The 23,889-nt window shown below is 47.4% G+C and carries 19 protein-coding genes and 1 other RNA gene; 8 read left to right on the forward strand and 12 right to left on the reverse strand.

The features are described 5' to 3' along the window. Positions 1–252: 252 nt before the first annotated feature. Positions 253–1,086, reverse strand: a complete 834-nt coding sequence (locus MARGE09_RS11130) for a ComF family protein (RefSeq protein ID WP_236981929.1) — start codon at positions 1,084–1,086, stop codon at positions 253–255. A gap of 134 nt (positions 1,087–1,220) precedes the next feature. On the opposite strand from MARGE09_RS11130, the gene bioB reads away from it, so the two are divergent. From bioB to bioD, 4 genes are read left to right on the forward strand one after another with little or no spacing between them, the layout of a single operon-like run. Beyond that, positions 1,221–2,276 (forward strand): biotin synthase BioB, encoded by a 1,056-nt coding sequence (gene bioB / locus MARGE09_RS11135; protein ID WP_236981931.1) that lies wholly within the window; start codon positions 1,221–1,223, stop codon positions 2,274–2,276. A gap of 3 nt (positions 2,277–2,279) precedes the next feature. Next, the gene (gene bioF / locus MARGE09_RS11140) at positions 2,280–3,485 is read left to right on the forward strand and encodes an 8-amino-7-oxononanoate synthase (RefSeq protein WP_420828066.1); all 1,206 of its coding nucleotides are present in this window, start codon (positions 2,280–2,282) and stop codon (positions 3,483–3,485) included. Further along, positions 3,475–5,067 carry a malonyl-ACP O-methyltransferase BioC gene (gene bioC / locus MARGE09_RS11145; RefSeq protein ID WP_236981933.1) on the forward strand — a complete coding sequence of 531 codons (1,593 nt, stop codon included), beginning with the start codon at positions 3,475–3,477 and terminating at the stop codon, positions 5,065–5,067. Before bioF ends, bioC begins: the two co-directional genes overlap by 11 nt. A 37-nt stretch (positions 5,068–5,104) precedes the next feature. Further along, the gene (gene bioD, locus MARGE09_RS11150; RefSeq protein ID WP_236981935.1) at positions 5,105–5,803 is read left to right on the forward strand and encodes a dethiobiotin synthase; all 699 of its coding nucleotides are present in this window, start codon (positions 5,105–5,107) and stop codon (positions 5,801–5,803) included. Between the two features lie 18 nt (positions 5,804–5,821). Here bioD and MARGE09_RS11155 read toward each other — a convergent pair whose 3' ends face one another. The 5 genes from MARGE09_RS11155 to MARGE09_RS11175 form a co-directional block, all read right to left on the reverse strand. Next, positions 5,822–7,258, reverse strand: coding sequence for an undecaprenyl-phosphate glucose phosphotransferase (locus MARGE09_RS11155; RefSeq protein WP_236981937.1), 1,437 nt, complete (start codon positions 7,256–7,258; stop codon positions 5,822–5,824). Between the two features lie 170 nt (positions 7,259–7,428). Then, positions 7,429–7,611 carry a hypothetical protein gene (locus tag MARGE09_RS11160; protein ID WP_236981939.1) on the reverse strand — a complete coding sequence of 61 codons (183 nt, stop codon included), beginning with the start codon at positions 7,609–7,611 and terminating at the stop codon, positions 7,429–7,431. Positions 7,612–7,869: 258 nt separating this feature from the next. Further along, the gene (prsR, locus tag MARGE09_RS11165) at positions 7,870–9,219 is read right to left on the reverse strand and encodes a PEP-CTERM-box response regulator transcription factor (protein ID WP_236981941.1); all 1,350 of its coding nucleotides are present in this window, start codon (positions 9,217–9,219) and stop codon (positions 7,870–7,872) included. 32 nt (positions 9,220–9,251) lie between these two features. Then, positions 9,252–11,300 carry an XrtA/PEP-CTERM system histidine kinase PrsK gene (gene prsK, locus MARGE09_RS11170; RefSeq protein WP_236981943.1) on the reverse strand — a complete coding sequence of 683 codons (2,049 nt, stop codon included), beginning with the start codon at positions 11,298–11,300 and terminating at the stop codon, positions 9,252–9,254. 97 nt (positions 11,301–11,397) lie between these two features. Further along, complete coding sequence (locus tag MARGE09_RS11175; RefSeq protein WP_236981945.1) at positions 11,398–13,470, reverse strand: DUF1631 family protein; 2,073 nt, start codon at positions 13,468–13,470, stop codon at positions 11,398–11,400. Between the two features lie 442 nt (positions 13,471–13,912). On the opposite strand from MARGE09_RS11175, the gene MARGE09_RS11180 reads away from it, so the two are divergent. Both MARGE09_RS11180 and MARGE09_RS11185 read left to right on the forward strand, forming a co-directional pair. Further along, positions 13,913–15,202 (forward strand): acyltransferase family protein, encoded by a 1,290-nt coding sequence (locus tag MARGE09_RS11180; RefSeq protein WP_236981948.1) that lies wholly within the window; start codon positions 13,913–13,915, stop codon positions 15,200–15,202. Between the two features lie 51 nt (positions 15,203–15,253). After that, entirely contained in the window at positions 15,254–15,484 is a 231-nt protein-coding gene (locus MARGE09_RS11185; protein ID WP_236981950.1) for a DUF3820 family protein, read from the forward strand. Between the two features lie 7 nt (positions 15,485–15,491). Here MARGE09_RS11185 and MARGE09_RS11190 read toward each other — a convergent pair whose 3' ends face one another. Further along, positions 15,492–16,910, reverse strand: a complete 1,419-nt coding sequence (locus MARGE09_RS11190) for an OmpA family protein (RefSeq protein WP_236981952.1) — start codon at positions 16,908–16,910, stop codon at positions 15,492–15,494. Positions 16,911–17,716: 806 nt separating this feature from the next. Here MARGE09_RS11190 and MARGE09_RS11195 point away from each other — a divergent pair. Then, positions 17,717–17,863, forward strand: a complete 147-nt coding sequence (locus MARGE09_RS11195) for a hypothetical protein (RefSeq protein WP_236981954.1) — start codon at positions 17,717–17,719, stop codon at positions 17,861–17,863. On the opposite strand, the gene MARGE09_RS11200 is transcribed toward MARGE09_RS11195, so the two are convergent. The 5 genes from MARGE09_RS11200 to MARGE09_RS11220 form a co-directional block, all read right to left on the reverse strand. After that, a complete protein-coding gene (locus MARGE09_RS11200) occupies positions 17,860–18,423 on the reverse strand; it encodes a 5-formyltetrahydrofolate cyclo-ligase (protein ID WP_236981956.1) in 564 nt (187 codons plus the stop codon). The genes MARGE09_RS11195 and MARGE09_RS11200 overlap by 4 nt on opposite strands. Before the next feature lie 17 nt (positions 18,424–18,440). Beyond that, positions 18,441–18,613, reverse strand: a non-coding RNA gene (ssrS, locus tag MARGE09_RS11205) — 6S RNA. Between the two features lie 376 nt (positions 18,614–18,989). Beyond that, the gene (locus MARGE09_RS11210; RefSeq protein ID WP_236981958.1) at positions 18,990–19,322 is read right to left on the reverse strand and encodes a hypothetical protein; all 333 of its coding nucleotides are present in this window, start codon (positions 19,320–19,322) and stop codon (positions 18,990–18,992) included. A gap of 130 nt (positions 19,323–19,452) precedes the next feature. After that, positions 19,453–20,718, reverse strand: a complete 1,266-nt coding sequence (locus MARGE09_RS11215) for a glycerate kinase type-2 family protein (protein WP_236981960.1) — start codon at positions 20,716–20,718, stop codon at positions 19,453–19,455. A 65-nt stretch (positions 20,719–20,783) separates the two neighbouring features. After that, positions 20,784–21,551, reverse strand: coding sequence for a serine aminopeptidase domain-containing protein (locus MARGE09_RS11220; RefSeq protein ID WP_236981962.1), 768 nt, complete (start codon positions 21,549–21,551; stop codon positions 20,784–20,786). Between the two features lie 561 nt (positions 21,552–22,112). Here MARGE09_RS11220 and MARGE09_RS11225 point away from each other — a divergent pair. Continuing rightward, positions 22,113–23,849, forward strand: a complete 1,737-nt coding sequence (locus MARGE09_RS11225) for a NirA family protein (RefSeq protein WP_236981965.1) — start codon at positions 22,113–22,115, stop codon at positions 23,847–23,849. Positions 23,850–23,889 lie beyond the last annotated feature (40 nt).

The raw sequence follows: 23,889 nt of genomic DNA on the forward strand, positions 1-23,889 counted from the left end.
CTGCTCGTGGATTGCGGCTTTTATCACCAGTTGCGATGCACTGTGTTTGTGCGGGTGCAAAGCGCATGTATTCTTGCTTCCCACTTAGCGATTGCCTTTTGCAAAAACGTTATAAGCTTGCTGATTCATGGAATCCGTAGGGCTACAATTTTGCGTAAAACGAAGACTAAAGTAAACCGCAAGGCTAACATGCCGCTTTAGATAACGCAGCTCATTTTATCTGCTTAAGTTGCCGTTAGGTTTATTGTGTTCTTAAGTAAGCGGCGTTCGTGCAATGGCCCATACCTCTATGTTTTTGGCTCCAGCTTTTTGAAGTGCATGGCTTGCCGCAATGGCGGTAGCACAGCTGGTTACAACATCGTCCACCAGTATTATGGTTTGAGGGATTGGATATGGAGCTTCAAAAACGTTGTGCAGGTTTTGCAAGCGTTGCTTACGGCATAGGGCCTTTTGTTGCTTGGGCTCGCGATTTGCCTTCAGAGCGTATTGCAGGGGAATGTTTAGTGAGCGACTTAAATGCTGCGCCAGCACGACGCTTGGGGTGTAGCCACGCTTTGCGCTGTGCTTTGGGTGGCTAGGTACAGGCACAATGATTGCCTGAGTTACTGGAGTTACTGGAGTTACTGGAGTTACTGGAGTTACTGGCTTTGTGACTAGGTCGCCATTAATATTTTGCTGGTGCTGGTGCTGGTGCTGGTGCTGGTGCTGGTGCTGGTTTAGCCACTGTTCGCAAAACATGCGCCCAATATCCCACTGTGAATGGTTTTTAAAGCTACGCATCAAATAGCTAACTGGATTTTCGTAAAGTAGGGCGCAGCGAGTGCGTTGGTAAGGCTTTGGTTTTCGCAAGCAATCGCCGCAATGATTCCCGTGAGGGGTGGGCAGGGCGCAAACGGGGCAGCATTGCGGCATATGCGGTAGTTGCATTAGGCAGGCGCTGCACAATGCGCTGCGATAAGTGCAGGCTTCCGAGCACAGCTGGCACTTAGGGTCTAGCAGTGCTGTAGCGCAGTGAATCACTTGGCGTATGAATCCTCGTTGTATATTTTGCGGGTATAAAGCCTTACTGGTGTGTGGAATATGCATCGCTGTAAACTAAAATCCTTTATAAAAGTTGACAGTGCGAACCATCGATTTAACATAGCGCGCTTTGATTGCACCAGAAATCTTCAGTGAGCTCTGGTTTGCAGTACTTTTTAATGCTCGGTGAGTGCAAAACTATGTCTGATGTCTCGCAATTACTTCGTCACAATTGGACGCGCGATGAAGTAACTGAATTGTTTAATCTGCCGTTTAACGATCTGCTGTTTCAAGCGCAAACAATTCATCGCCGCTTTTTTGATCCCAATAAGGTTCAGGTTAGTACTCTGTGCTCTATTAAAACGGGCGCTTGTCCTGAAGATTGCGCCTACTGTCCGCAGGCGTCGCGCTATAACACGGGGCTAGAGCGCGAAAAGCTCATTGCGGTGCAAAAGGTGATTGAAGAAGCGAAAACAGCCAAAGAAAAAGGCGCCACGCGCTTTTGTATGGGCGCCGCTTGGCGCACGCCAAATGGCCGCGATATGGAAATCGTGACGGATATGGTTAAAGAGGTTAAGTCCCTAGGGCTAGAAACCTGCATGACGCTTGGCATGTTAGATAAGGCGCAAGCCAAAGAGCTTGCTGACGCAGGATTGGACTATTACAACCATAATCTCGACACTTCACCGGAATACTATGGTTGCATCATTACAACGCGCAGCTATCAGGATCGTTTGAATACCTTAGCTAACGTGCGCGAAGCGGGTATGAAGGTGTGTTGCGGTGGTATTGTAGGCATGGGGGAGGAGCAAAAAGACCGTGCGGGCTTGCTAGTAGAGCTGGCTAACCTTGAGGATCACCCTGAGTCTGTACCGATTAATATGCTGGTGAAAGTAGCCGGTACTCCGCTGGAAAACGAAGAAGATCTCGACCCTTTTGAGTTTATTCGCACTATCGCGGTGGCGCGCATATTGATGCCGGCCTCGCATGTTCGCTTGTCCGCCGGGCGCGAAACCATGAATGATCAAATGCAAGCACTGGCCTTTATGGCTGGGGCCAACTCAATATTTTATGGTGAAAAACTTCTAACCACGGCTAATCCAGAGGCTCATGCCGATCGCCGGCTTTTTGATCGCTTAGGTATCGAGCCGGAAGCTTACGTAGCGCCGGAAGCTGAGCCAGCACCCGCTGTGCAAACTTTTGAGCCGAGCGCCCAAAGTCAAAGTAATAGCGCGCAGTTTTTCGAAGTTAGCTGATTTGTGACGCTGGACGGCCATTTACAGGCGCGCTTGGCGGCAAGAGAGGCTGCGCTGCTTTATCGCCAACGAGTAACCGTTGAATCTTCGAACCAAGTGGATCAAGTTGCTGCGGGTAACCCATTCGTTAACTTTTGCAGTAATGACTATTTGGGTTTGGCAAATCACCCTCAAGTAAAAGCGGCCATTAAGGCGGCGGTGGATGAGGCCGGCTTTGGTAGCGGCGCTTCTCACTTAGTGAGCGGGCATAGCCTATGGCACCATAAGTTAGAGCTAGTGTTGGCCAGGCTTACCCAGCGGCCCCGCGCATTACTGTTTTCGACAGGCTATATGGCTAATATGGCGCTGGTTACTGGGCTGCTTGAAAATGGCCAGTCGGTCGTTGGTGATAAGCTCAATCACGCCTCGTTGGTTGATGCCGCTCAACTGGCTTGCGCGAACAAAAGTAAGTCTTCTTTTTTGCGTTATAAACATTCCGATATGGCCGATTTAGAGCGCCAGCTAAAAAAAACGTCTGCTGGTACATTGGTGCTGACCGACGGGGTTTTTAGTATGGATGGCGATATTGCTCCACTGCCTGCGCTTGCTGCACTTTGCCGTAAGTATAAGTCCTACCTAGCTGTGGATGATGCCCACGGTTTTGGTTGTTTGGGGCCTAACGGCGCGGGCTCGGTTTTGGCCGCAGGCTTAAGTGTTGGTGATGTTCCTGTGTATATGGGTACGCTGGGTAAGGCTGTAGGTGGCTTTGGTGCTTTTGTTGCTGGTAGCGAAGCTTTGATTGAAACATTGATTCAGTTTGCTCGCCCTTATATCTACACTACCGCATTGCCCCCAGCTGTTGCAGCTGGAAATGTGGCGAGCGTGGCGCTATTACGTGATGAACCCTCTTACCGGGTGCGCTTGCAGGAAAATATTACTCTCTTTAAGGCGCAGGCCAAACACCACCTTGCCTCGCTTGAAGGCGTTAAGTTGTTGCCAAGTGATACAGCGATACAGCCATTAATATTGGGTGCCGAAAAGCGCGTAATGCAAGTGGCGGGGCATTTGTTGCAAGCTGGCTACTGGGTGGGGTCTATTCGGCCACCTACAGTTCCTGTGGGCACGGCGAGGTTGCGCATTACGTTATCGGCTAAGCATACCCAGCAACACATTGACGGTTTGTGGCTGGCGCTGGCAGAGGCGCTTAAGGTAACTGAATATGATCGCTGAGCCAGCTAGCCCTCTTAGCTGGGCGCAGGAGGGGCCATCAAACTCACCGGTTATTATTGCAATTCACGGTTGGGCTTCTAATGCGCAGGTGTGGCGCGAACTGGCTAAACAGTTGCCTGAATACGGCGTGTTAACGCTTGAGTTGCCCGGTTTTGGTATTACCCCGTGCGATAACCGTTTATTCAATTACAACAATTTTATCAGTGCTGTTAGCAATGCCGTTAGTCTGGCCAAGCAGCAATGGCCTGCTTGTAATGCTCGCGATTTTTACCTAATGGGGTGGTCCTTGGGGGGGCAAGTCGCTGCTGAAGTCGCAGCGCGTATACCCGATGTGATAGCGGGCTTAATTACCGTGGCATCCAACCCCTGTTTTGTCGAGCAGCCAACTTGGCCTAGGGCCATGCCGGCAAGCACTTATGACGCTTTTAGCGAAAATTTTTCCGCTGGCGCTGCCAAAGTCGTTCAGCGCTTTCACGCTTTGCAGGCTCATGGCGCAGGCGAGCCTCGGGCGCTAAGAAAAACCATGCAACAGTATTTGCCGGTGTTAGATTCAGCCCAAATACCCGCTTGGCAAGCGACTTTGGCTTGGTTGGCGTTCGATGCGCGGCCAGCTTATGCGGCCTATGCCAAGCCGCAGCTGCACCTGCTGGCAGGAAACGACGCACTGGTTCCTGCTAATGTGCCCTTAGGGCAATATGGTGAGGTACAAGTTATCGCTGGCGCTAGCCATTGCTTGCTCCTAGAAAGAAGTAAGGCTGTAGCTCGGGCGGTGAGTGTTTTCATTAAAACCCATTGCGCGTCTGCTATGGATAAAAATAGGGTGGCCCGATCATTCAGTGAGGCGGCTGCTGACTACGATACGTTTGCGCAAGTCCAAAAAACGGCTGCGCAAAGTGTCGCACGGCGAGCTCTAAAATCAGCAATTAATACAGGCAAGGTATTGGATTTAGGGGCCGGTACCGGCGTATTGACGAACGCGTTAGCCGAGCAGGGAGCTAGCATGATCGCTTTAGACATTGCCGAAGGCATGTTGCATGTTGCGAGATCCCGCGCGGCGGATTCGCCACCGGTAAATTATCTTGCGGCCGATGCTGAGTACCTACCGCTGCGTGATGCTAGCATCGATGGTGTTGTGTCGAGCCTGGCTATTCAGTGGTGTACTAATTTACCGTTACTGTTCGCCGAGATCTACCGGGTACTAAAGCCCGGAGGGCGGGCGGTGATTGCAACTCTGGGGCCTGCAACCTTGCGTGAGCTAAAGCTTGCTTGGCAGGCGGTAGATGAAGCGGTGCATATTAATGCGTTTGCCAGCCGCTCGCAGGTAGAAAGCGCGGCAGGCGGTGCTGGTTTTGATGTTGTGATAGAGCAGCAACTTGAGCAGCTAAAGTACCCGTCACTCATGCCATTATTGCAGGCATTGAAGGGGATAGGTGCTCACAATAGTCATGCGCTGGCGCCAGCGGGATTAATGACGCGATCGAAATTCCAAACGCTCAAAAATGCATACCCCTCGCCTGATGGCGGGAGGGGCGGCGAAGTTGTGGCGAGTTACGATATTTTTTACCTCGAGTTGACTAAGTAGTCGATGCGTTTGCAAGACATTCTGAGTATTTATATTTATGGCAAAGCCACTTTTTATTGCGGGTACCGATACCGATATTGGTAAAACATTAATTGCTGCGGGGCTGTTAAAGGCATTTGCGTTGCAAGGTGTGACAACTTGCGCGCTAAAGCCTGTAGCGGCGGGCTGTTCTGGCGACCCGGGACAGCTGCGCAATAGCGATGCATTGTTGTTACAAAAAACGGCAAGCGTGCAGTTACCGTATAGTCAGGTTAACCCTGTCGCTTTAGCTGAACCTTGTTCGCCGCATATTGCTGCCAACCTTGAGGGGCGGAGATTACAGGTGGCGCGCTTAGAAGGTTTTTGCCGCGGCGTGCTTATGCAAAGCGCAAAGGTGTGTGTTATTGAGGGTGCTGGTGGTTGGCGAGTTCCTTTAAGCGAGCGCGAACTGATAAGTGATCTGGCTAAGGCCTTAAATACACCGGTTGTGCTGGTCGTGGGTATGCGCTTGGGGTGCTTAAATCACGCATTGTTAACAGCGGAGGCTATTTTACGGGACAGCTTGCCGCTGGTTGGTTGGGTGGCAAATTGTGTGGATGCCAACATGCCTCACTTAGAAGAAAATATCGAAACACTGAAGCGAAGTATTGCGGCACCTTGTTTGGGGGTAGTACCGCATTTGGAGGTTGGGGTTTTGGAGGAGGATGCTGTGCTTAAAGTGGCTAACGCATTGCAATTGCCTGCGTTAGCCCTTTAGCCTGCAGAGTTTATACGCTTAGTAGGCGTTGCCTGCTTTAGAAATTAAGCGCATAGGGGTTGCGATTAAAATTTTGAGGTCGAGCAGCGGCGACCAATTAGAAATGTACGCAAGGTCGTATTCAACGCGCTTTTCCATGTCTTCGATGTTTTCGGTTTCACCTCTGCAGCCGTTAATTTGCGCAAGGCCGGTAATCCCGGGTTTAATGCGGTGGCGAGCTAGGTAGGCATTCACTTTGTCGGAATAATATACGTTGTGTGATTCTGCGTGCGGCCTTGGCCCCACTAACGACATGCTGCCATTGAGTACATTAAATAGCTGCGGTAGTTCATCAAGGCTGGTTCGCCGGATAAAAGCCCCAACTGGCGTCACGCGACTGTCGTTACGTTTAGCTTGCTCGACAACAGTTTTGGCCTCGTGCTGGTACATGCTGCGAAACTTGAAAACGTGAAATTTAGAACCGTCCCAGCCGTCGCGTACTTGTTTGAAAATAATGGGGCCTGGTGAGCTAAGGCGCACAGCAATAGCTAGTGAGATAAGTATTGGGGAGAGTGCGATGATGGCCGCAAGCGAGATGCTTTTGTCCATTAAAAGTTTAATAAAGGCCGGCCCGCCGGCGCGAAGCGGTGTTTCGTTAAGGTTTATGAGTGGTACACCGCCGGCTTCGCGAACACTGTGGTTTAAAAGGTGTAATGCAAAGATATCTGGCGCCCAAATTAAATCGATGTTGTGCTCGAACAGCTTGTCTTGAAGTGCTGATATTCTATGGCTATCAGCTAGTGGTAAGGCCATGTAAATGCGGCGAATGCCATGCTGTGAAATGATCGCATCTAGAGCGTCTTCGGTGCCTAACATTGGGATGTTATTGTCGCCCCACGATTGGCTGTCTTGCTCTGTATTGCCAATAACACCGACAACTTTATCGTTCAGCCAAATGTTATTACTGATGGAGTTGGCCAAATGAGAGGCCATTTCACCGGTGCCAATAATTAGTGCGGGAATGCGAGCACGGTACTTTGCGCGGTATAAAACATGGAGCTTATGTGTGGCGTAGAGGGTGATGACTTGTGCGACATAGGCAATAAGGGCCCAATAGACAACCACTTGGCGTGAGTATACTTCGGAAGTTTTTGTCAGAAATGCCAGCCAAGCCAGGATAATAATAACGCTGCCCCAGGCGCGGGCTAAGTGCTGCATGCCGCCCGTTAGGCTGTCAAAGCGGCGAAATACGCCTAGCATATTGTAAATAATAGTCATTAGCAGCAGTGCAAATACCAGCATTACACGGTAGTGCTCGCCGACCGCGCCGTCCCGCCATAAGGCCAGACCTACTAACGTACAGCTAACAATCAGCAAATTTAGGCTGTGCTGAATCCATTGCGCAAGTGTATCGTGGTTTTGTAGTAAGCGTTTTGAGCGTTTGGTGTGAAGCGATTTGGGTGACGCAGAATTCATAGTGTTAGGCACGGCCTAGAAAATGAGTTGGTTGAGTATACCAGTCGGTTATAAGGGATGCACTTGTGCTTCGGTGAAAAGCTGTGCAAAAAAAAACGCTCCAAGGAGCGTTTTTTTAACTGTTGGTAAACCGCGGGTAGCGCAACAACAGTTTGCGATGTCTGCTTGTTTTAAACGCTACGCTTGCCGCGAGCACCCAAAACGAGAAGTCCAATACCACAAAGTGTTAAATATAAAGGTTCGTTCAATCCGTTGGTTCCAATCATGGGAAGCATGGTATCGGCGATTGTGGTTTGTGCAAACATGGCTGCGACAACGACGATTTTGCTCAATAATAATATACGGCCTTTCATGGGAAAACTCCTAACTGCTTTATGACCTTTTGGGTCTCTGTTTACCTTAATTTAGCGGGTTCGCTAATTGACATCTTCCTTAATGCACTACTTGTGCCAATATTGTTTTGTTACCTGCGGTTACATCGTTTTTTATTCAAGCTGTTGACTTTAAAGGGTTTTGTTGTTTTCTGTGTTTCAAGGTGTTACTTGTAGATTATGTAGTTGTTACACTCTTGTATAATTTACCGACATCGCTATAAGGCGCTGGGCGTAGGCTCAGTTCACAATAATATTGTACTTTTTCATAAGGTCGTACAAAGTTGGGCGAGTTACCCCCAATAGTTTTGATGCCGCAGAAATATTGCTTTCGGTCATGCCTAGAGCGCGAATAATGGCTGATTTTTCGGCTTGATGGCGAACCTGCCTTAGGTTCAAGAAAGTGCTCTCATTGCTATGCAGTCCTAGGTCATCAGAGGTTACTAGTTTGTCGTCGCACATCACGAGAGAGCGCTTAATGCGGTTTTCCATTTCGCGAATGTTGCCAGGCCATGCATAGCTGTCAATTGTATCGACAGCCTCTGGCGTAAAGCCAGAAATGTTGCTGCCATTTTGTTTGTTGTACATTTTCAGGAAGTGCCGTGCCAGAAGAAGCTTGTCGCCGTGGCGTTCGCGAAGGGGGGGGATGTGGATCTCCATTTCGCAAATGCGGTAATACAAATCTTCGCGAAAAGTACCTTCTTTGGTCATTTCAAGTAAGTTCTTATTGGTAGCACATACAACGCGAACGTCGATTGGGATTTCTTCTCGGCCGCCGACGCGCTCAATAACGCGCTCTTGTAAAAAGCGCAATAATTTTGCCTGAAGTACCAGCGGCATATCGCCGATTTCATCTAAAAAGAGCGTCCCTTCTTGCGCCATTTCTACTTTGCCTTGCGTGCGCTTGGCGGCGCCGGTAAAAGCACCTTTTTCGTATCCAAAAAGCTCCGCTTCCATGAGGTTTTCGGGTACAGCTGCACAGTTAATGGCAACAAGGCGCTTTTTATTGCGCGGGCTAAGTCTGTGGAGTGCTTTTGTTAGAACTTCTTTACCGGTACCGCTTTCGCCTGTGAGGGTGCAAGTAACATTAGAGGGTGCTAATTTCTCGATCATACGACAGACTTTTAGCATTGCAGGGTCGCCGGCAATAACGTCTTGCAGCGGCCCTTGGCGAGTCTCTTCTTCGGCGCGGTGGCGTTCTTCAAGTTGATAAATGTGAAAGGCGCGCTGAAGGATTAAATCTAACGTTTCAGCGTTGACTGGCTTTTGATAAAAATCGTACGCACCCATTGCAACCGCGCGAACGGCATTTTCGTAATCGGCATTGCCGGTCATAACAATTATTTTGGCATCTGGGTGTAGGCTGCTAATTTCTCGAATGCAGTGAAAGCCTTCTTCTACGCCTTCGTGGTCGGGTGGGAGGCCGAGGTCTTGCAGGATGACTGCCGGCTCGTTTAGGCGTACAGCGGTTATGGCTTCGTCGCGATTGCCGGCCACAAAGACTTCGTATTGGTCAAAGTGCCAGCGCAGTTGGCTTTGAAGGCCTTTGTCATCTTCGATAATAAGCAGTTTGGGTTTTTCCGTCGTCATGATGCGCGCCCGATGGTTTTTTGTATGAAAGGTTATTTTTGTTCTAGTAGTGGGAGGGTAATGGTGAAGGTTGTGCCTACATTAACTTGGCTGCTGACCACAACGCTGCCGCCAAGGTGTTCAACGTAGTCTTTCGCTTGGTATACCCCTATACCCATTCCTTTTCCGGTTTTGGTGGTTTCAAAAGGTTTGAATAGGCTATGCCTAATAAAGTATTCGTCCATTCCTTTGCCGTTATCGTCGATTTTGATGCATGCATGTGATTCGGTTCTTTCAACATGAATATCAACAAAACCACTCGCTTTGGTGGCTTCTTGTGCGTTTTGTATTAAATGGATCAATATCATGCACAGTGTATCAGGGGCGGCGAGTAATTTAAGGTTGTCTGCGTCGAGACGTAGACTTGGAATGGGCAGTGTTCTGCTGCAGCGACTTACGGCCTCTATAATAACCGGTTTTAGATCTATGCTGCGTGAGGCTTCAGGTTCCGAGCGTTGAAGCTTCTGTAAAAGTACATTTAGCCTATCAACTGAGCCGCTGATGGTGGTAAAAGCATCCTCAATAAAAGCGGGGTTATCTTTATGCTTGGCAGCGTTTTCTATCAGTAGTGATTGCTGGGCTATCAGATTTTTAAGGTCGTGCATCACAAATGCCGATAACTTGTTAAAAGTTTCGAATTGCTTGGCTTCGCTAAGTGCTTCAGATTTTCGGTGGCCTTCAATGTAGCTAGCAATTTGACGGCCTGTAATTTTCAATAAGTCTAAATCTTCCCAGTTTAAGCTGGTGTGTATTTTGGGCTCGTTCAAAATGATAAAGCCGGTGAGCTTGGTTTCGTAGATAAGTGGCATCACTAGCCAGACGTTATCAATCAGGCGAATCCAGTCCGGTAGTGTTTCGTTAAATTTATCGAGCTGTGTATTTGTAGGTGGTAGGCGTGGGAAGAAAACCCATTCGGAATCTCGAAAGACCCGCGCAAAGGGAGAGTTGAGTGGTTCGACTTGATTGTGTTGGACGTCGCATTCTTGGCTGAATGCTAAGGCGAAAGCATCACCTTTTGGGAGGTAGAGCGCGCCGCCGGGGCTTTTGAAAATTGACATCACAGTGTTTAGTGCAATGCCAAAAGCTTCTTGGCTATTTGCGGGCTTCGAGAGTCCGTCGATGAGTTTTAGCCATTCGGTGCGGTAGTCATATTTATGGCTAAAGAGGTGCTTGTTAATGAGGACATTTAGAATGTTGCGAAAGGTCGTTGATGTAAGTAATACAACAACCGCAATGATTGCCGCTGCGACAATAAATAAATACATGGCTTCAGCGATGCCGCCGCCAAAGCGTCGAATGTAAAGGCTAGCAAAGGCAAAAACCGTGATAATGGCAGCGCTTAAGCTAAATAAGCAAATGTAGAGGATTGCGGGGCGTGAAAGTGAGAGTCTTGCGTGCGGCTCTTCCGACTCTTTTCTTAACGTTAGGGTGCCGATGAGTAGGGCAAGGCTAGTTATTAGTGTGATGGTCGCCCGGGTTCCGCTGAGTGTATTTTGCGCGGCTAGCCCTGTCATAAGGGTAATCACGTGATAAGCGTTGTAGGCAAATAGAGCCGCTAAGGCCACGCAGATTAACTTGAGTAGGCGGATGTTACTGGAGCTGCAGTAAAGACGGTTAATAAAAAGCAAGCCCAGCATTGAGGTGGCGAGTGTGGGTAGGTTGAATATTAAGTGGTTGTGATCACTTTGATGCCCTAACCAGTACTGCCCCAGTATAAATACAGCGCTTAGCGGTAAAAAATAGCGTGTAAAGATTTTGGGTAGGGTTTTGTTGCAGTGCTTCTGCATGGACTGGATAAGTGTCCAGAGCCAAAAAAGCTGCTGGGCGCTATCGGCAAGTTGTGTTGTGTGGAGCCCGTGATCAGTCGTGTAGGCTAGAGTGTAGCAAGCGCAAATTAGCCAAATCGACTGCATGGCCGCGGCAACAGCAAATACTGGGCGCAGTGCAGGGGTGCGAAGCTGGGTGTAAAACGCAAAAATAAGGGATAGCGAAAAGACGGTTGCGCCTAAATAGGCAATGAACGTAGCGCTGTCATATGTCATGTTGTGGGCTTGCTCTGATTGCTGATATTGCCTCGCTAAGTAATATCAGCAATATGACCGAAATGTTAGCGGTACCTAAAGCAACTTTTGGGTTGTGTTATTTGCGCTTAAGTTGGCTTAGTGCGCGATTCATTAGGCGGTCAAATAGTGGCCCGCGGTGCATAATTTTCACACGCCCACTTTGTAAGTCAAGTGCGATATTTTTGCGGGACTTCGTAAGCTTCTTCATACCAAGGCGGTTTACAAACAAAAAGGCATCGGCAGAGGCATTGCTAGCGAGTTTGCAGGTAAGCATGTTTCCATCTTCTTTGTATTGGATCCAAGTGCCTACTTCTAGGTTTTTGGCTTCATCAAAGTATTGCTGTTCCAATGCTGTAATGCTTTGTTGTTGTCGCTGGATGGCGGTTTGTGGTGTGTTTTCGACAGGGGTTCTTTCGGCTGTTTCCTCTTGCGTGGCTTGAATAACTTTATCGCACAATGCGTGGCACTGCTCTTCATTCATGTGTAACGATGAAAGCCCAACAAGCAGGCGCGGCTTGATTGTGGCGAGAATATTTTGTGCTCTTGCAATGGAGCGTTCATCGGTGTGCTGCTGATCTAGCCATAAAAGGTCGTTCAATGTTTGGCCATGTGTAAGCCATTCAGGGCCTTGCCCCTCCTTGAGGAAGGTGAGTACTAATACCTGCTGCCAGTATTCGCTTATAAATTTTTGAGTGTGTCGATTTAAGCGTAGGTTGCAGGTGTAGTGTTGCATGCACTCAATAGCGGCGTTTTTTGCGCTTTCGAAGCGTGCGCGACCTTCTTCGGCCTGGCGGGTGCGTTGTTCAATGATATCGGCACGTTTGTTTTCTTGATCGTTTAGTCGCTCGAGTGCTTCAAGTTCTGATGTGAAAATATCTTCATTGAGTTCGTAAAGCTTGTTGATGCGCTTTACGCTGTTAAGCATTTTAATATAGAGCGGGTCATCGTCGGGATGTTCAAGGTTGTCGAGTGTTTGGGCCATCTCGGTTAACAAATTTAAAAACCGACGAACGATATGGTCTGACTCGAGGAAGAAGCTTTCGTTGCGCAGGGCCACTTTAAGCGTGGGGATTTGCAATCGACAAATTAGTGACTGCGTGATTGTGGTTAGCTCTTCATCTTCAAGTAGTTCATCAAAAAATGCGCCTACCAGCTGAATAATGTCTTCATGATAGGGGTTGAGGGCGTTAGGCTCTTGGCTGTTATCGCTCTCGAGTGCGCGGCTTACATAGTCACCTACCTGATTTTTCAGCGGAAACTGCTGTTGCTCGGCAACATTTAATTGTTGCTTTGTTAGCGCTGCTCCTAGAATCGGTAGTGGTACTACTGGGCCAGGATTAAAAGAGAATCGGTAGCTCAGGGTGGCATCGTTGGCTGCTTGGTAGCGCGCATTCGCTAAAATCTGTCGTAGCGAGTGAAGCGGCAAGGCAAACTGACTCGGCGCGATGACTGCTGGTGCTGGGTCATCGAGCGATGTTCGTATATCTGTCAATTTTGGTAGTGTATTGCGGTGCCTTGCTGTTGGCGCATCACGAAATAGGCCTTCGGATACCAAAAAGTCATTACATTGAGACAGTAGCGGGGAGAGCTGCCTGAGGAGGTGCTTCTCTAGTTGCTTAAATAAAATAACAACGGTCTTGCCGTTTAGTTTTGGGATAACGCTTGCGAAATTGTGAGCAAGCCACTCTGGCGAAAATGGAATTTGGCTGACAGGCAGTAATTCAAGTGGCGAAAGCTGAGTTAGGCGACGTGACAGTAATACGAGATCGTCATGGTATAGATTACTGACATTATTAATAACTGTTTCGCAGGCGAGTGCGCGATCGAGCTCGTCGCTAGATAGTAGGTCTAGGTTTTCCTGCTCTTGCGCTGTACTAAGTTTGCCTTGGCTTAACTGTAAGGCTTGCTCTTTAATGTTGTGCAAAAAATGCTCGATGGCTTTTTCTCTGACCATGCGCAATTCACGCATGGCGTCAAAATAGAAAGCTGCTTCGGAATTGCTGCTTGCGCGCTTGGATAGGTCGTACAGTAAGTTATCTGTCGACGAAAAAAAGTGCTCGAGCAGGCGCTCCACATCGTCACAGGCTATCTTCGAAAGCGAAGGCCATGCTGGATGGTGTGTTTTTACTGCGCTAGGGGTTGATTGCATAGCAATTCCGTACAAGGTAAAACCAGTTGCTGCCTATAGTATCGCGAGGTGGGTCGCAAAGCTAAGTTGGCAAGGTACATTTTGTAAAAAAGGGTGCTATTTTCGTACACCTTTGTAAATTAGACTATCAAAAATGACTGTCGCTGTGCTCTGGCGGTTGCGAATGCTCAATTCAGCTGGGGCGCAGGGTATCTTTTGTCGTCCAAAGTATCATAAAGCAAAAACTATACCGCAGGTTGCTTTTCGTGCGGAGCCTAGCCTAGGCGCCGCTGTTTTGGTGGGGGTAGCGCGATTGCTTCAGTGCTTCGTGCGCTAGAGTTAAGAGCATGGTGGTATGTGTGACTATTTGGTGTTTAAGAATTCGACATACAAGCTGGGTTGATATGTGCGAAGAATCCCTCTAAATATAGCGGCCCAAGCAGGATAGCGGGTAATCAATTAAATGCATAAACACTTTAGATATAATGCGCAATGGTGGGATATCGCTAGCCACTGGCGCAGCTTGTTTGTCGTCTACCCGGATACCGCTGTTTTGGATGGTTGGCGCGGCCTTTCTATGTTGCTGGTTTTTATTTTCCATCTCTTCTTTACGGTGCAAGAATTTGTAACGCCTGAGGGGTTTCAGTTTTTTTACCACGCTACGCATTGGGCGTTGCTGTGGGTTTGGGCTGGCGATCGTGGTGTGGACATTTTTTTTGTTCTGAGCGGGTTTTTGATTGGGGCTAGCTTACTTAAACAGTGGCGGTTGACCGGTGAGGTTGCGGTTCGGTCTTTTTGGTATCGACGAATATTGCGATTGGCGCCTGTGTACTACTTAATACTGTTACTGTACTGGCTTGCTAGCGGCCCTAATGCTGACAACATTTGGGCTAATTTTTTATACATCAATAATTATCTTAGCTACGAGCAAGGCGCTATGCTGTGGTCTTGGTCTTTAGCAATAGAGATGCAGTTTTATCTTTTGCTGCCATTATTGCTCGCCGCTGGCTTCTTTCGGCTTCGGCCATCTACGCGCTGGTTGCTGATGTCTATTGTGTTGTTGCTGGCGGTCGCTTTTAGGGCGCATATATTGTATGCGGATGAGCGTTTGGTTTCTGCAGAGCCTTGGCAGTTCTTGCTGGATAAGCCCACGTTTAAGCACTTTTTCACTGTTTTTTACGATAACTTCGAAACGCGTTTTGGCAGTTTGTTAATCGGGTTTATGGCTGCCTATGTGCTTGCTTTTCACAATGAAGCTTCGCGTTTATTTTGGGCTCGCTGGTATGGCGTGTTATGCGTGTTGGTGGCGTTGATGCTTGTATTGATGCTCACTGTCTTGCCTGGCGTGGTTTATCGCGTGACAGGTGATGATACGAATGCAGCTTTTGGCGGCCAATGGCAACTGATCTATTTGATTGGCCATCGCTACGTTTATAGCGCAGCTATTGCAGTGTTAATGCTGTATAGCCTGCAAGCAGGGGGCATTGCCCGTGTGCTGCAGGTATTTTTGGCATGTCGTTTGTGGGTGCCGCTAGCGCGCTTGTCGTACAGTATTTACCTGATACATATTATGGTTATCTTTGCTGTTTATAAGCTGACGCTACCCGTTCAGAGCTATGGGTATATTGACTATGAAGATTTTTCAGGTTTTAGGTTTGTGTGGCTGGCATTACTGAGTGGCGGGATAACTCTTGTGGTCGCTTTATGTTTGTATCTCTTTATCGAGCGCCCTTTTATGCAGCTCAGGCGATAGGGGCGGTTCTGTTGTTTGGGGTGGGTATTTTTTTGAATAGGTTTTGTGTAGATGCTAGAAAATAAGCACTTGATAGCAATGGCAAATCAGACCATGCCTTATGGTAAGTATGCAGGTCGAGTTCTCATTGATATTCCAGAGGATTATCTGTTGTGGATGGCGGGCAAGGGGTTTCCCGAAGGCCAGCTAGGGCAATTGCTTGCCCTAGTGTTAGAGGTAAAAACGCATGGCCAAGAGCATGTACTTAACCCTTTGCGGGGCATGCGCTTGGGTAGCGAGTAGGTAAGCCTTAAAGAGGCGGGCGCAAGACCAAGTCTATTCGCCGGTTGCGGGCACGGCCTTCTTTTGTTTCGTTGTTGGCGATAGGGCGGGTTTCACCATAGCCTATAGCATCTATTTGTGTGCTGGAGTCGATATTGGTTCGTAAATACTCCTTTACTGATTCGGCACGGGCAAATGATAAATTCAGGTTTGCACTGTCGCCACCAAAGGCGTCGGTATGCCCTTCAATAAGCAAGCTGTAGCCAGGGTAAAGCGCCGCAGCTTGTTTAAGCTTTTGAAGTAAGGCGAAGTTGTTGGAGTTAATGTGTGAGCTACCTGGATTAAAGGTGAGGCCAACAGCTCTGATTAAGATATTGCGTCCTTCTGTCATCACTACAGCTTCGTTGCGCTTAAATAGCTCGCTCACTTGGCGCAAGCTTTCTTTTTGAGCTTCTTGCTCTGCAATTCGCTGAGACTGAATGCCCATGCGCTTTTCTAGCGTAGAAATATCGCTTTCAAGTTGCGACAGCTCTTTTTTGCGCTCGCCTAGTTCGTATGCATCGGCGCGTAGGCTTTCAATGTTTTGCACTAGCGATGTCGCAACAACATCAAAGCCTTGGTCAAAGCTTGCAACCATATCGAGCGCTGTGGCGATATTAATAAGAGGTTTTTCAATATCCAGTAAAAACTCTTCGGTTGTGAGCTTTCCGCGGTCTAGTTGCTTAACCATTTCGGCTAAGTAAAGCGAATGCTTTGCCTCGTATCGAGCTTGTTTGGCGAGCGAGCGCGGGTAGTCAACGTCATAGCGGTTTTCGGCAAGTTCTTTCTCTGCATCGGCCAGTAGTGTTTCCGCATTTAATAGGGTTTTGGGGGCGTGGCGATCTACTTTCTCTTTGCGTGCTTGTTTGATGAGCTTTCTTGCTTCATCAAGGTAGCTGCTTTGAATGGCGGAAAGTTCGGCTGCACGATATTGCTTCTCGGCGTCAGTGGCTTTGCTTTTGGCGCGCTTTAAATTGCCGTCTTCAAGCTTTGTTGCGGCATACAGTAAAGACTCTTCGCCATCCTGCCATAAATCGCCCGCTAAGCGCTGAGAGTCGACACCTTTGGCATCGTTGCGTGCTTTTAATGTGGCAGCAAAGGTTAGTCTGGCCAACTCTGCATTTTTAGCCGCAAGCTTAAGGGCGTCGGTTGCGCGGGTTAACTCTTTGGTGATCCTCTCTTTTTGTTTTTGTTTCGCGTACAGCACTTCGGCCTTTTGGTAATGTTCGGAGCCTAAAGCGTAACCTTTGGGGGCTAGAATATTCGCTTGTGCAGCATTGGCGGCATTCAGGGCCTGAGAGGCTTCTTTAAAAAGCGCTGTTTTGTTGGTGTCAGCAAATGCGCTTGGGTTAAAGCTTGAAAAAAGGCAAAGGCACAAGCTAAAAAGTGAGGTTTGGATAGATCGCATTATGATCCTCTTATTGTTGTGGGCGATGTAAGCGGGAGTTGTGAATTCTGCGCGAAGCGAAACTCTACAGTAAACATGGTTTGCTCACAAATGAAGATTGTTTCACGGAGTATGCGTTTAACGGGGGTGTTCAATTTGATTGAATCAGAGTTTATTGAATAAAAAACGGCTGAAACCTAAGGTGAAGACTATTGACAGAGATTAAGTCAATAGTCTGAATTACGATAAGGCAGTTTTTTGTCACCCAGAAGGACTTAGCAAAACGCCCTTGATGACAATTTGATGACATTAATGTGGCTGCTTTCCACAAAAGCTGTGGATAACATAGTGGATAGTGTCTATTTATAAGCGTGAAACCCCCGTATTCTCTGCCTAAGCAGCACATTGGTTAAAAAGTAACCTCTTTTAAAAAGTTATTTAATATCAATGTCTTACGTTTTTACGAATGGAATTTCAAAGAAATTTAAGTAATTCTATTGACAGAAGCCTTGGTCTTGCTTTTGTGCTTTTTTTATGTGCATAAAAAAGCACTGCTTTGGTGCTCTGTAGTTTGTGCAGACATAAAACTGTCATTTTAATAGAGTCACAAAATTGACACTTAGTCGAATTAGCTATATCTGGGGTGCTATGGCGACTGCTTATTGCTCTAAAGAATGGGACGGCTCATATTATTAAACTTAAGTATTAGGGTTAATCTGTGAAAAAGTTGCGGTGTCATACAGCTATTTGTAATTTCTTATTGTTAATAAAACAATAAGTGGGTATAACGACAGCCATCATTTAGAAGTGGGTTGGTAGGGCTTTATATGCGTCTTGATACATTGACTGTTGCTGTTGCGATATTTGTATTGGGCTTACTGTTAAGTAGCCTTAGTTTGTCAGATGTTTTTGGCAGTCAGCAGCCTGAAGCACCAGCTCCACATCAGCAAGGCTTCGCTATAGAATCAGACTAATGCGGTGTTGTTACGCGCTTATCTGTAAAAATACCGTCGAGTTTAATATCCCACCAGTACGTCACTATTCCTGCCTGTCTTTGTAATTCGTGCGCGACTCCCCAAATTACTTTCTTTCTCCGTTTTTTTAATTGCCCAAGTGTTCGGTCGTAATAGCCGCCGCCCATGCCAAGCCTATTGCCTTTATTGTCGAAGGCGACAAGAGGGCAGAGAATTAAGTCGAGTTGTGATGCACGGATTTCTTCAGAGAGGGAAGGTTCTTGGAGGCCGAATCGGTTTTTGATTAATTTTGTTGTTTTTTTATATTCCAGAAACTTCAGCTTTGGTCCATGCAATACCGGAAGGTAGCAACGTTTTCCTTGTTTGATGGCAAGTCTAATGAGTGGCTGAAGATTGATCTCGCCCTTGCTGGCAAGGTAAAGGCTTAGCGTGTGGCTTTTGCGGAACGCGGGATGACGGCCAACTCTTAACGCTAGCTGCATAGCTGCCCGTTGTTGCTGAGCCTTGCTCAAAGCATTGCGAGCTTTTTTGACAGTGTGTCGAATGGTGGTGTTAGGCATTTAAGGTAGGGCTGTTGAGAAAATCTGAGAGCAACTGAAAGTTCTTGCCTTGAACCCGATGGTTCAAGTGGGAGAACACTGATACACATTAGGCTTTCCGTCAAGCGGACGTGCACACAATGTAAGCTAGCGAGCTCCTTGTCTACGTTTATCGGCTCAGGGAATTACTCCCAGCTACCCTCAGAACTCAATTATAACATGTACTCGGGAGCTCGAAAGATTTTTATCTTGTAGCAGTTGTTTGTGTGGCTGTGAGCAGCTTGGTAAATGCGTATAAAAAAAGACCCGGCGATCGGGGGGAACGCCGGGCCAGGACCATTAGGAGTGAAACATTAAGGAAAAATCCTCAATCGAGCGCTCAACAAACTACGCACATTGTTAATTGCTCTGCCAGCGTACAACACACTTGGGGGAATGCGTAACGCCGGTATTACTTAGTATTGTTCACAGGGGGAAAAGTTCCAGTCTGTTTTTGGCGTTTATTAAATCTATTTGTGTTTAAAGTATTATCTATCCATGGCATCTGTTATATCGACGTTTGACGGCTCTATTTTTATAACTATTGGTTAGGTCTCGCGAGTCAATAAGTTCGATACTAAAGGGAGTTGGTTTCGTAGTTGATCTGCAGTGCTTGTGCGCAAAGCCCATTGGTCTAGTTGTGAGTGCATGCTGCGAAGCTTTGCTTGAATATTGCGCGCCCCGGTGGATATCGCTTCGTAGGTGAGGTAATGGTCTTCTACGCTGAGTTTTGCTAGTTCTCGTAGTTCTAAGTGAAAAATACTAATGATGTCGTATAGCGTATCTTTTCGCTCGGTGTCGGAGCTTTCCCAGTAGGCGTTATCTAAAGTAGTTAAAAACTCTTCTAGTAAGTGGGTGACTTCGGCTATCGAGGTTTGCATGGCTTTTTTCCTCACGTAAATTCTGTAGGTGTGTACGAACTTACTTGAGTATAGACCGCGTATCGGTAGCAAGAGTTTATGTCTGGCTTTTATGGAGGAGGGCCGGCATACGCCGGCTTGGGAGTAGAGCCTAAGGTAAAACGAGTATTGCGCGAAAATCGTTAACATTGGTGCGCGTAGGGGTTGTGATGATTAGCCGGTTAAGGTGTTTAAAAAACGTGTAACCATCATTGTTGGCTAAATAATCTTTGCTATCTAGGCCTTGCTCTTTAGCTTCGCGGTAGGTCTCTGGGCTGAAGCTAGCGCCGGCGTTATCTTCGGTGCCGTCTATGCCATCGGTATCGCACGCTAGTGCGTAGATGTTGGGGTGCCCTTTGAGGTCGTTAAAGAGTGATAATAAAAACTCGGCATTTCGGCCGCCTCTGCCGTTGCCTTTGACGGTTACGGTGGTTTCACCGCCCGATAAAATCACACACGGCTTGGGGATGGGTTGGTTATGCTTTGCGGTGAAGCGTGCGATACCCGCAAACACTTTGGCGACTTCGCTTGCTTCGCCTTCTATCGTATCGCCTAAAACCAAGGGTTCGATGCCATGTTCACGCGCAAGCGTTGCTGCTGCGTTAAGGGCATCAACGGGGGTGGCTATAAGTTGATAGTGAAGGTTTTCTCCAAGCATTTCTTGGCTGGGTGTTTCGCTGTCGGCAGTATCTAGCCATTGTTGAATATTTGGGGGAGTTTCTATGTTGTATTGCTTGAGAATAGCGCTGGCTTGAATGCGAGTGCTAGGGTCAGCTACGGTAGGGCCAGAGGCTATAACGTCGGGGCTATCATCGGGGACATCAGAAATCGCGTAGGTAATGACTTTTTTGTTACCGCAGCGCGCCGCTAACCTGCCCCCCTTTATTGCAGACAGGTGCTTTCTCACGCAGTTAATTTCGTCAATGCTTGCACCGCTGCGGAGCAAAGCTTTATTAATTGCTTGCTTTTGCTGCAGGCTAATACCCAGGGCGGGTAAGCTTAATAATGACGAGCCTCCTCCAGATAATAAGCAGAATATTTGTTCGTCGTCGGCTGCGGAATCAATAAGCGCCAAGGTTTGCTCTGCCGCTAATGTGCCTTGCTCGTCGGGAACGGGGTGTGCAGCTTCAATCACTTTAATGTCTTTGCATGTCGCGCCGTGCTGGTAACGCGTAACGACAAGGCCTCGAACGGGGCCTTGCCATTGCTCTTCAAAAACTTGAGCCATGGCGGCTGCCCCTTTGCCGGCGCCAATAACCACTGCTTTGCCGGTGCGATCAGCTGGTAGATATTGGGGGAGGGTTTGGCTTGGGTGGCTGGCGGCTACAGCGGCTTCGAATAAGGTGAGTAAAAAATCGTTAGCGGAGGATGGCGTCATGATGATTCCTTCTCTTTGATAGGCTTTGTTCTGAATGCGAATTCAGTGCCATTCGGCTGCGCAGTTTAGTGAGCCCTTTTTGTGAATGAGGGTTTTTCATTCAATATGTTCTGCCATAGAGTGTTCCAAGTGCCCCAACGGTGTTTCCCATGTGTGATGTGTACGTTGCTTGCGGGTAAGCATTGGGCGAGTAGCTTATGCGCTTTTATGAATTTATCTTCCGAGCCTGTTGCCAAAATAAGATTAAGATTTTTGGCTTCACAGCTTTTTTGAATTAATGGAATCCATAAAGAGAGTGCAATCTCATCATTGCCTTGATAATTTCGCGCCCATTGTTGCAGTGAGGGTGCTTGAGATATATCTGCAATCAGCTTTTTATCCCCAAGGTAGGGGGCAATAGCGATGATACCTGCGATGTCTTGGGGGTGTTCCATTGTATAAAGTAGGCTGCCGAATCCGCCAAGGCTGGTGCCTGTTAGCCAAATACTGTTATAGCCCTGTTGTTGGGCGGGTTTGATGATGTCTTCCTTCAGGCGCGTCGTTACTGTGCGTTCTTTGTAGTATCCGAAGTGCGCTTCGGCAGTAATGATCTCCATATTGGGATGCTGTGCTTGAAGCTCTGCAATAAAGCCTTTATCGGCAAATGCACTGGCGCGGTTGCCAATTCCAGGCAGCATGATCATTAGTGCTTTGCTTTTGGGTGTTGTGGCGCTTATTGCGGGGTAGGTTTGTGTTGATATAGGGGTTGTTGCTTTCGGTATAAATAAGTTGCAGCCGCTATAGAGGCTGGCGAGTAGAAAGGTCGCAGTAATACGGACGGGAAGATGCATCATTCTATGTGTTCTCTTGAGAATAAAAATTAGGGTGTGTTGCTGGCGGTGCTCCAAATTGGTTCTTCGATATTGCAGTTGCATGTTTTTTGTTCTTAATTTATCCGCTGCAGGCTCTTTTTGTTGACTTTAAATGGTGCGTTTTGATGTTTTTCTTACGCTTCACGCTTAGTTAATAATGCTGAATGGGTACTTAAGCGAAGCTTGGTTAAGCTTTTGGGGCAAAGTGTGACATTTCTGTGCTTGGCGCATAAATTTGTTTGTCTGTGGTGCGTAGCTGGTGTTTCGCGAGAGATATAGTCGTTTGTTGAGTACTCTAAAAAGCTATTGAGCGCATGCGGCTTTTGACGTAATCAAGCCTGAATATCAGGCTTTCAGTAGCGTTTATGTTTTTCTTGTCGAGGCAAAAAAGCTCTTCTTTTTGTGTTGGCCTTCATCTTGCTAGGATGGGGTATCGCACCGTTAACTACGTGCAAACACATAATGCCGCCATTGGACGAATGGTGGGGTTAAAAGCTTCGTAGGAGCACTCCTAAAAAGCATATCAACTCGATAGTGGTAATCATGATCGCAACCGACAAGCCTCAATCTAAGGGTTTTACGCCCGAGCAGCAAAAGTACCTTACTGACGTGCTGACAAAGCTTAACCTTCATCGCGCTTTCCAAGGTGGAAGCCAAAAAGATGTCCCAGAGACTTTATTTGGTACGCCCTTAGAAGATCTCTGTAAAGAGGAGATTGCAAAGTACGAAACGCACCCTCTTGATTTATGGGACAAGATTGTACAGTTTAACGATCGCAACCAAATAGCGGAAGGCATAGATCAATTTATGTTTCGCCATTTTGGAATTTTTAATGTTGAACCTAATAGCCCAGGTTACATGTGTCGCTTACGTATTCCGTCGTGCAAAATGCGCGGCGATCAATTAATGATGCTCGGCGATTTATCGGAAGATGTTGCTGGTGGTTACGCGCATGTCACCACGCGAGGAAATTTCCAGCTGCGTGAAATTGCGCCTAATCGCGTGTTGGATCTATTTGCCGGTTTGTACGACATGGGTTTGAGCTGTAAGGGTTCTGGGGCCGACAGCGCACGAAATATTACGGCGTCGCCAACGGCAGGTTTTGATGTGTCTGAAGTGACGGATCTGCATCAATACGGCATTAAGTTGAGCCATATCATTTTAAATAACCGCGATTTAAATGGTTTGCCGCGAAAATTTAATATTTCATTCGATAATGCGGGTAGTATTTCTTGTGTTAGTGATACTAACGATATCGGTTTTGTCGCCGTCAAGGTTAAAGAAAACCCGGTTGCGGTAGAGCCAGGAATTTATTGTCGAATATTACTTGGTGGTATTACCGGTCATTACGATTTCGCTCGTGATACTGGCATTGTGTGTAAGCCCGAAGATTCTCCCGAAATTGCTGAGGCGATGCTGCGTGTTTATATTGAACATGCTGATCGTACTAATCGTAAAAAAGCCCGTTTGAAGTATGTTTTGGATGAGCATGGTTTTGATTGGTTTATTGCAAAAACGCAAGAAAAGTTAGATGCATTTGGCAATGGCGTGCAAATGATGCGCTTAAGCCAAGAGTACGATGCACCTCGTGCAGAAATTAAGCGACAAGCCCACATTGGTGTGCACCCACAAAAACAACAAGGCTTTAATTACGTAGGTATTGCATTGGAAGTGGGCAAAATGATGCCTGATCAAATGCGTGCACTTGGTAAAATCGCTCAAAGATATGGCCAAAATGATATTCGCTTAACCGTTTGGCAGAATTTATTAATTCCACATATTGCCGATGCTGATGTAGATGCAGTTGTCGCCGAAATTGAAGCCATGGGGCTGAGTGTTAATGCTTCCTCTTTTGCTGCTGGCGCTATTGCTTGCACGGGTAAGTGGGCTTGTAAATTTGGCGGCGCTTACACTAAGAAAGACGCAACAAATCTTGTTAAGCACTTAGAGACCAAGTTCACATTGGACCAACCGATTAATATCCACTTAACGGGGTGTCACCACACTTGTGCTCAGCATTATATTGGCGACATCGGCATGATTGGCGCCGCTACAGCGGATGGTCGCGAGGGTTACAATATTGTGCTTGGTGGCGGTAGCGATACTGATATTGGTTTGGCAAAAGAGTTTTGTGGTCCTATTGCTGCCGAAGACATTAATGCGCTTGTTGAAAACGTCATCGCAAAATATTTAGAACTAAGGCAGGGCTCTGAATCCTTTTTAAGTTTTACTCGCCGACACGATATTGAAGAGTTGAAGACAGTATTGTTGGTGCAATAAACGGCAGGCTTTGCCAGTAAAATTGTACGTATTGTAATTT

It is taken from the genome of Marinagarivorans cellulosilyticus (assembly GCF_021655555.1).
GTDB classification, from domain to species: domain Bacteria; phylum Pseudomonadota; class Gammaproteobacteria; order Pseudomonadales; family Cellvibrionaceae; genus Marinagarivorans; species Marinagarivorans cellulosilyticus.

Excerpts from the sequence above, each read along its gene's own strand:
- MARGE09_RS11130 (WP_236981929.1), bottom strand. The coding sequence starts at position 1,086 with ATGCATATTCCACACACCAGTAAGGCTTTATACCCGCAAAATATACAA.
- bioB (WP_236981931.1), top strand. The coding sequence starts at position 1,221 with ATGTCTGATGTCTCGCAATTACTTCGTCACAATTGGACGCGCGATGAA.
- bioC (WP_236981933.1), top strand. The coding sequence starts at position 3,475 with ATGATCGCTGAGCCAGCTAGCCCTCTTAGCTGGGCGCAGGAGGGGCCA.
- bioD (WP_236981935.1), top strand. The coding sequence starts at position 5,105 with ATGGCAAAGCCACTTTTTATTGCGGGTACCGATACCGATATTGGTAAA.
- MARGE09_RS11155 (WP_236981937.1), bottom strand. The coding sequence starts at position 7,258 with ATGAATTCTGCGTCACCCAAATCGCTTCACACCAAACGCTCAAAACGC.
- MARGE09_RS11160 (WP_236981939.1), bottom strand. The coding sequence starts at position 7,611 with ATGAAAGGCCGTATATTATTATTGAGCAAAATCGTCGTTGTCGCAGCC.
- prsR (WP_236981941.1), bottom strand. The coding sequence starts at position 9,219 with ATGACGACGGAAAAACCCAAACTGCTTATTATCGAAGATGACAAAGGC.
- prsK (WP_236981943.1), bottom strand. The coding sequence starts at position 11,300 with ATGACATATGACAGCGCTACGTTCATTGCCTATTTAGGCGCAACCGTC.
- MARGE09_RS11175 (WP_236981945.1), bottom strand. The coding sequence starts at position 13,470 with ATGCAATCAACCCCTAGCGCAGTAAAAACACACCATCCAGCATGGCCT.
- MARGE09_RS11180 (WP_236981948.1), top strand. The coding sequence starts at position 13,913 with ATGCATAAACACTTTAGATATAATGCGCAATGGTGGGATATCGCTAGC.
- MARGE09_RS11185 (WP_236981950.1), top strand. The coding sequence starts at position 15,254 with ATGCTAGAAAATAAGCACTTGATAGCAATGGCAAATCAGACCATGCCT.
- MARGE09_RS11190 (WP_236981952.1), bottom strand. The coding sequence starts at position 16,910 with ATGCGATCTATCCAAACCTCACTTTTTAGCTTGTGCCTTTGCCTTTTT.
- MARGE09_RS11195 (WP_236981954.1), top strand. The coding sequence starts at position 17,717 with ATGCGTCTTGATACATTGACTGTTGCTGTTGCGATATTTGTATTGGGC.
- MARGE09_RS11200 (WP_236981956.1), bottom strand. The coding sequence starts at position 18,423 with ATGCCTAACACCACCATTCGACACACTGTCAAAAAAGCTCGCAATGCT.
- MARGE09_RS11210 (WP_236981958.1), bottom strand. The coding sequence starts at position 19,322 with ATGCAAACCTCGATAGCCGAAGTCACCCACTTACTAGAAGAGTTTTTA.
- MARGE09_RS11215 (WP_236981960.1), bottom strand. The coding sequence starts at position 20,718 with ATGACGCCATCCTCCGCTAACGATTTTTTACTCACCTTATTCGAAGCC.
- MARGE09_RS11220 (WP_236981962.1), bottom strand. The coding sequence starts at position 21,551 with ATGATGCATCTTCCCGTCCGTATTACTGCGACCTTTCTACTCGCCAGC.
- MARGE09_RS11225 (WP_236981965.1), top strand. The coding sequence starts at position 22,113 with ATGATCGCAACCGACAAGCCTCAATCTAAGGGTTTTACGCCCGAGCAG.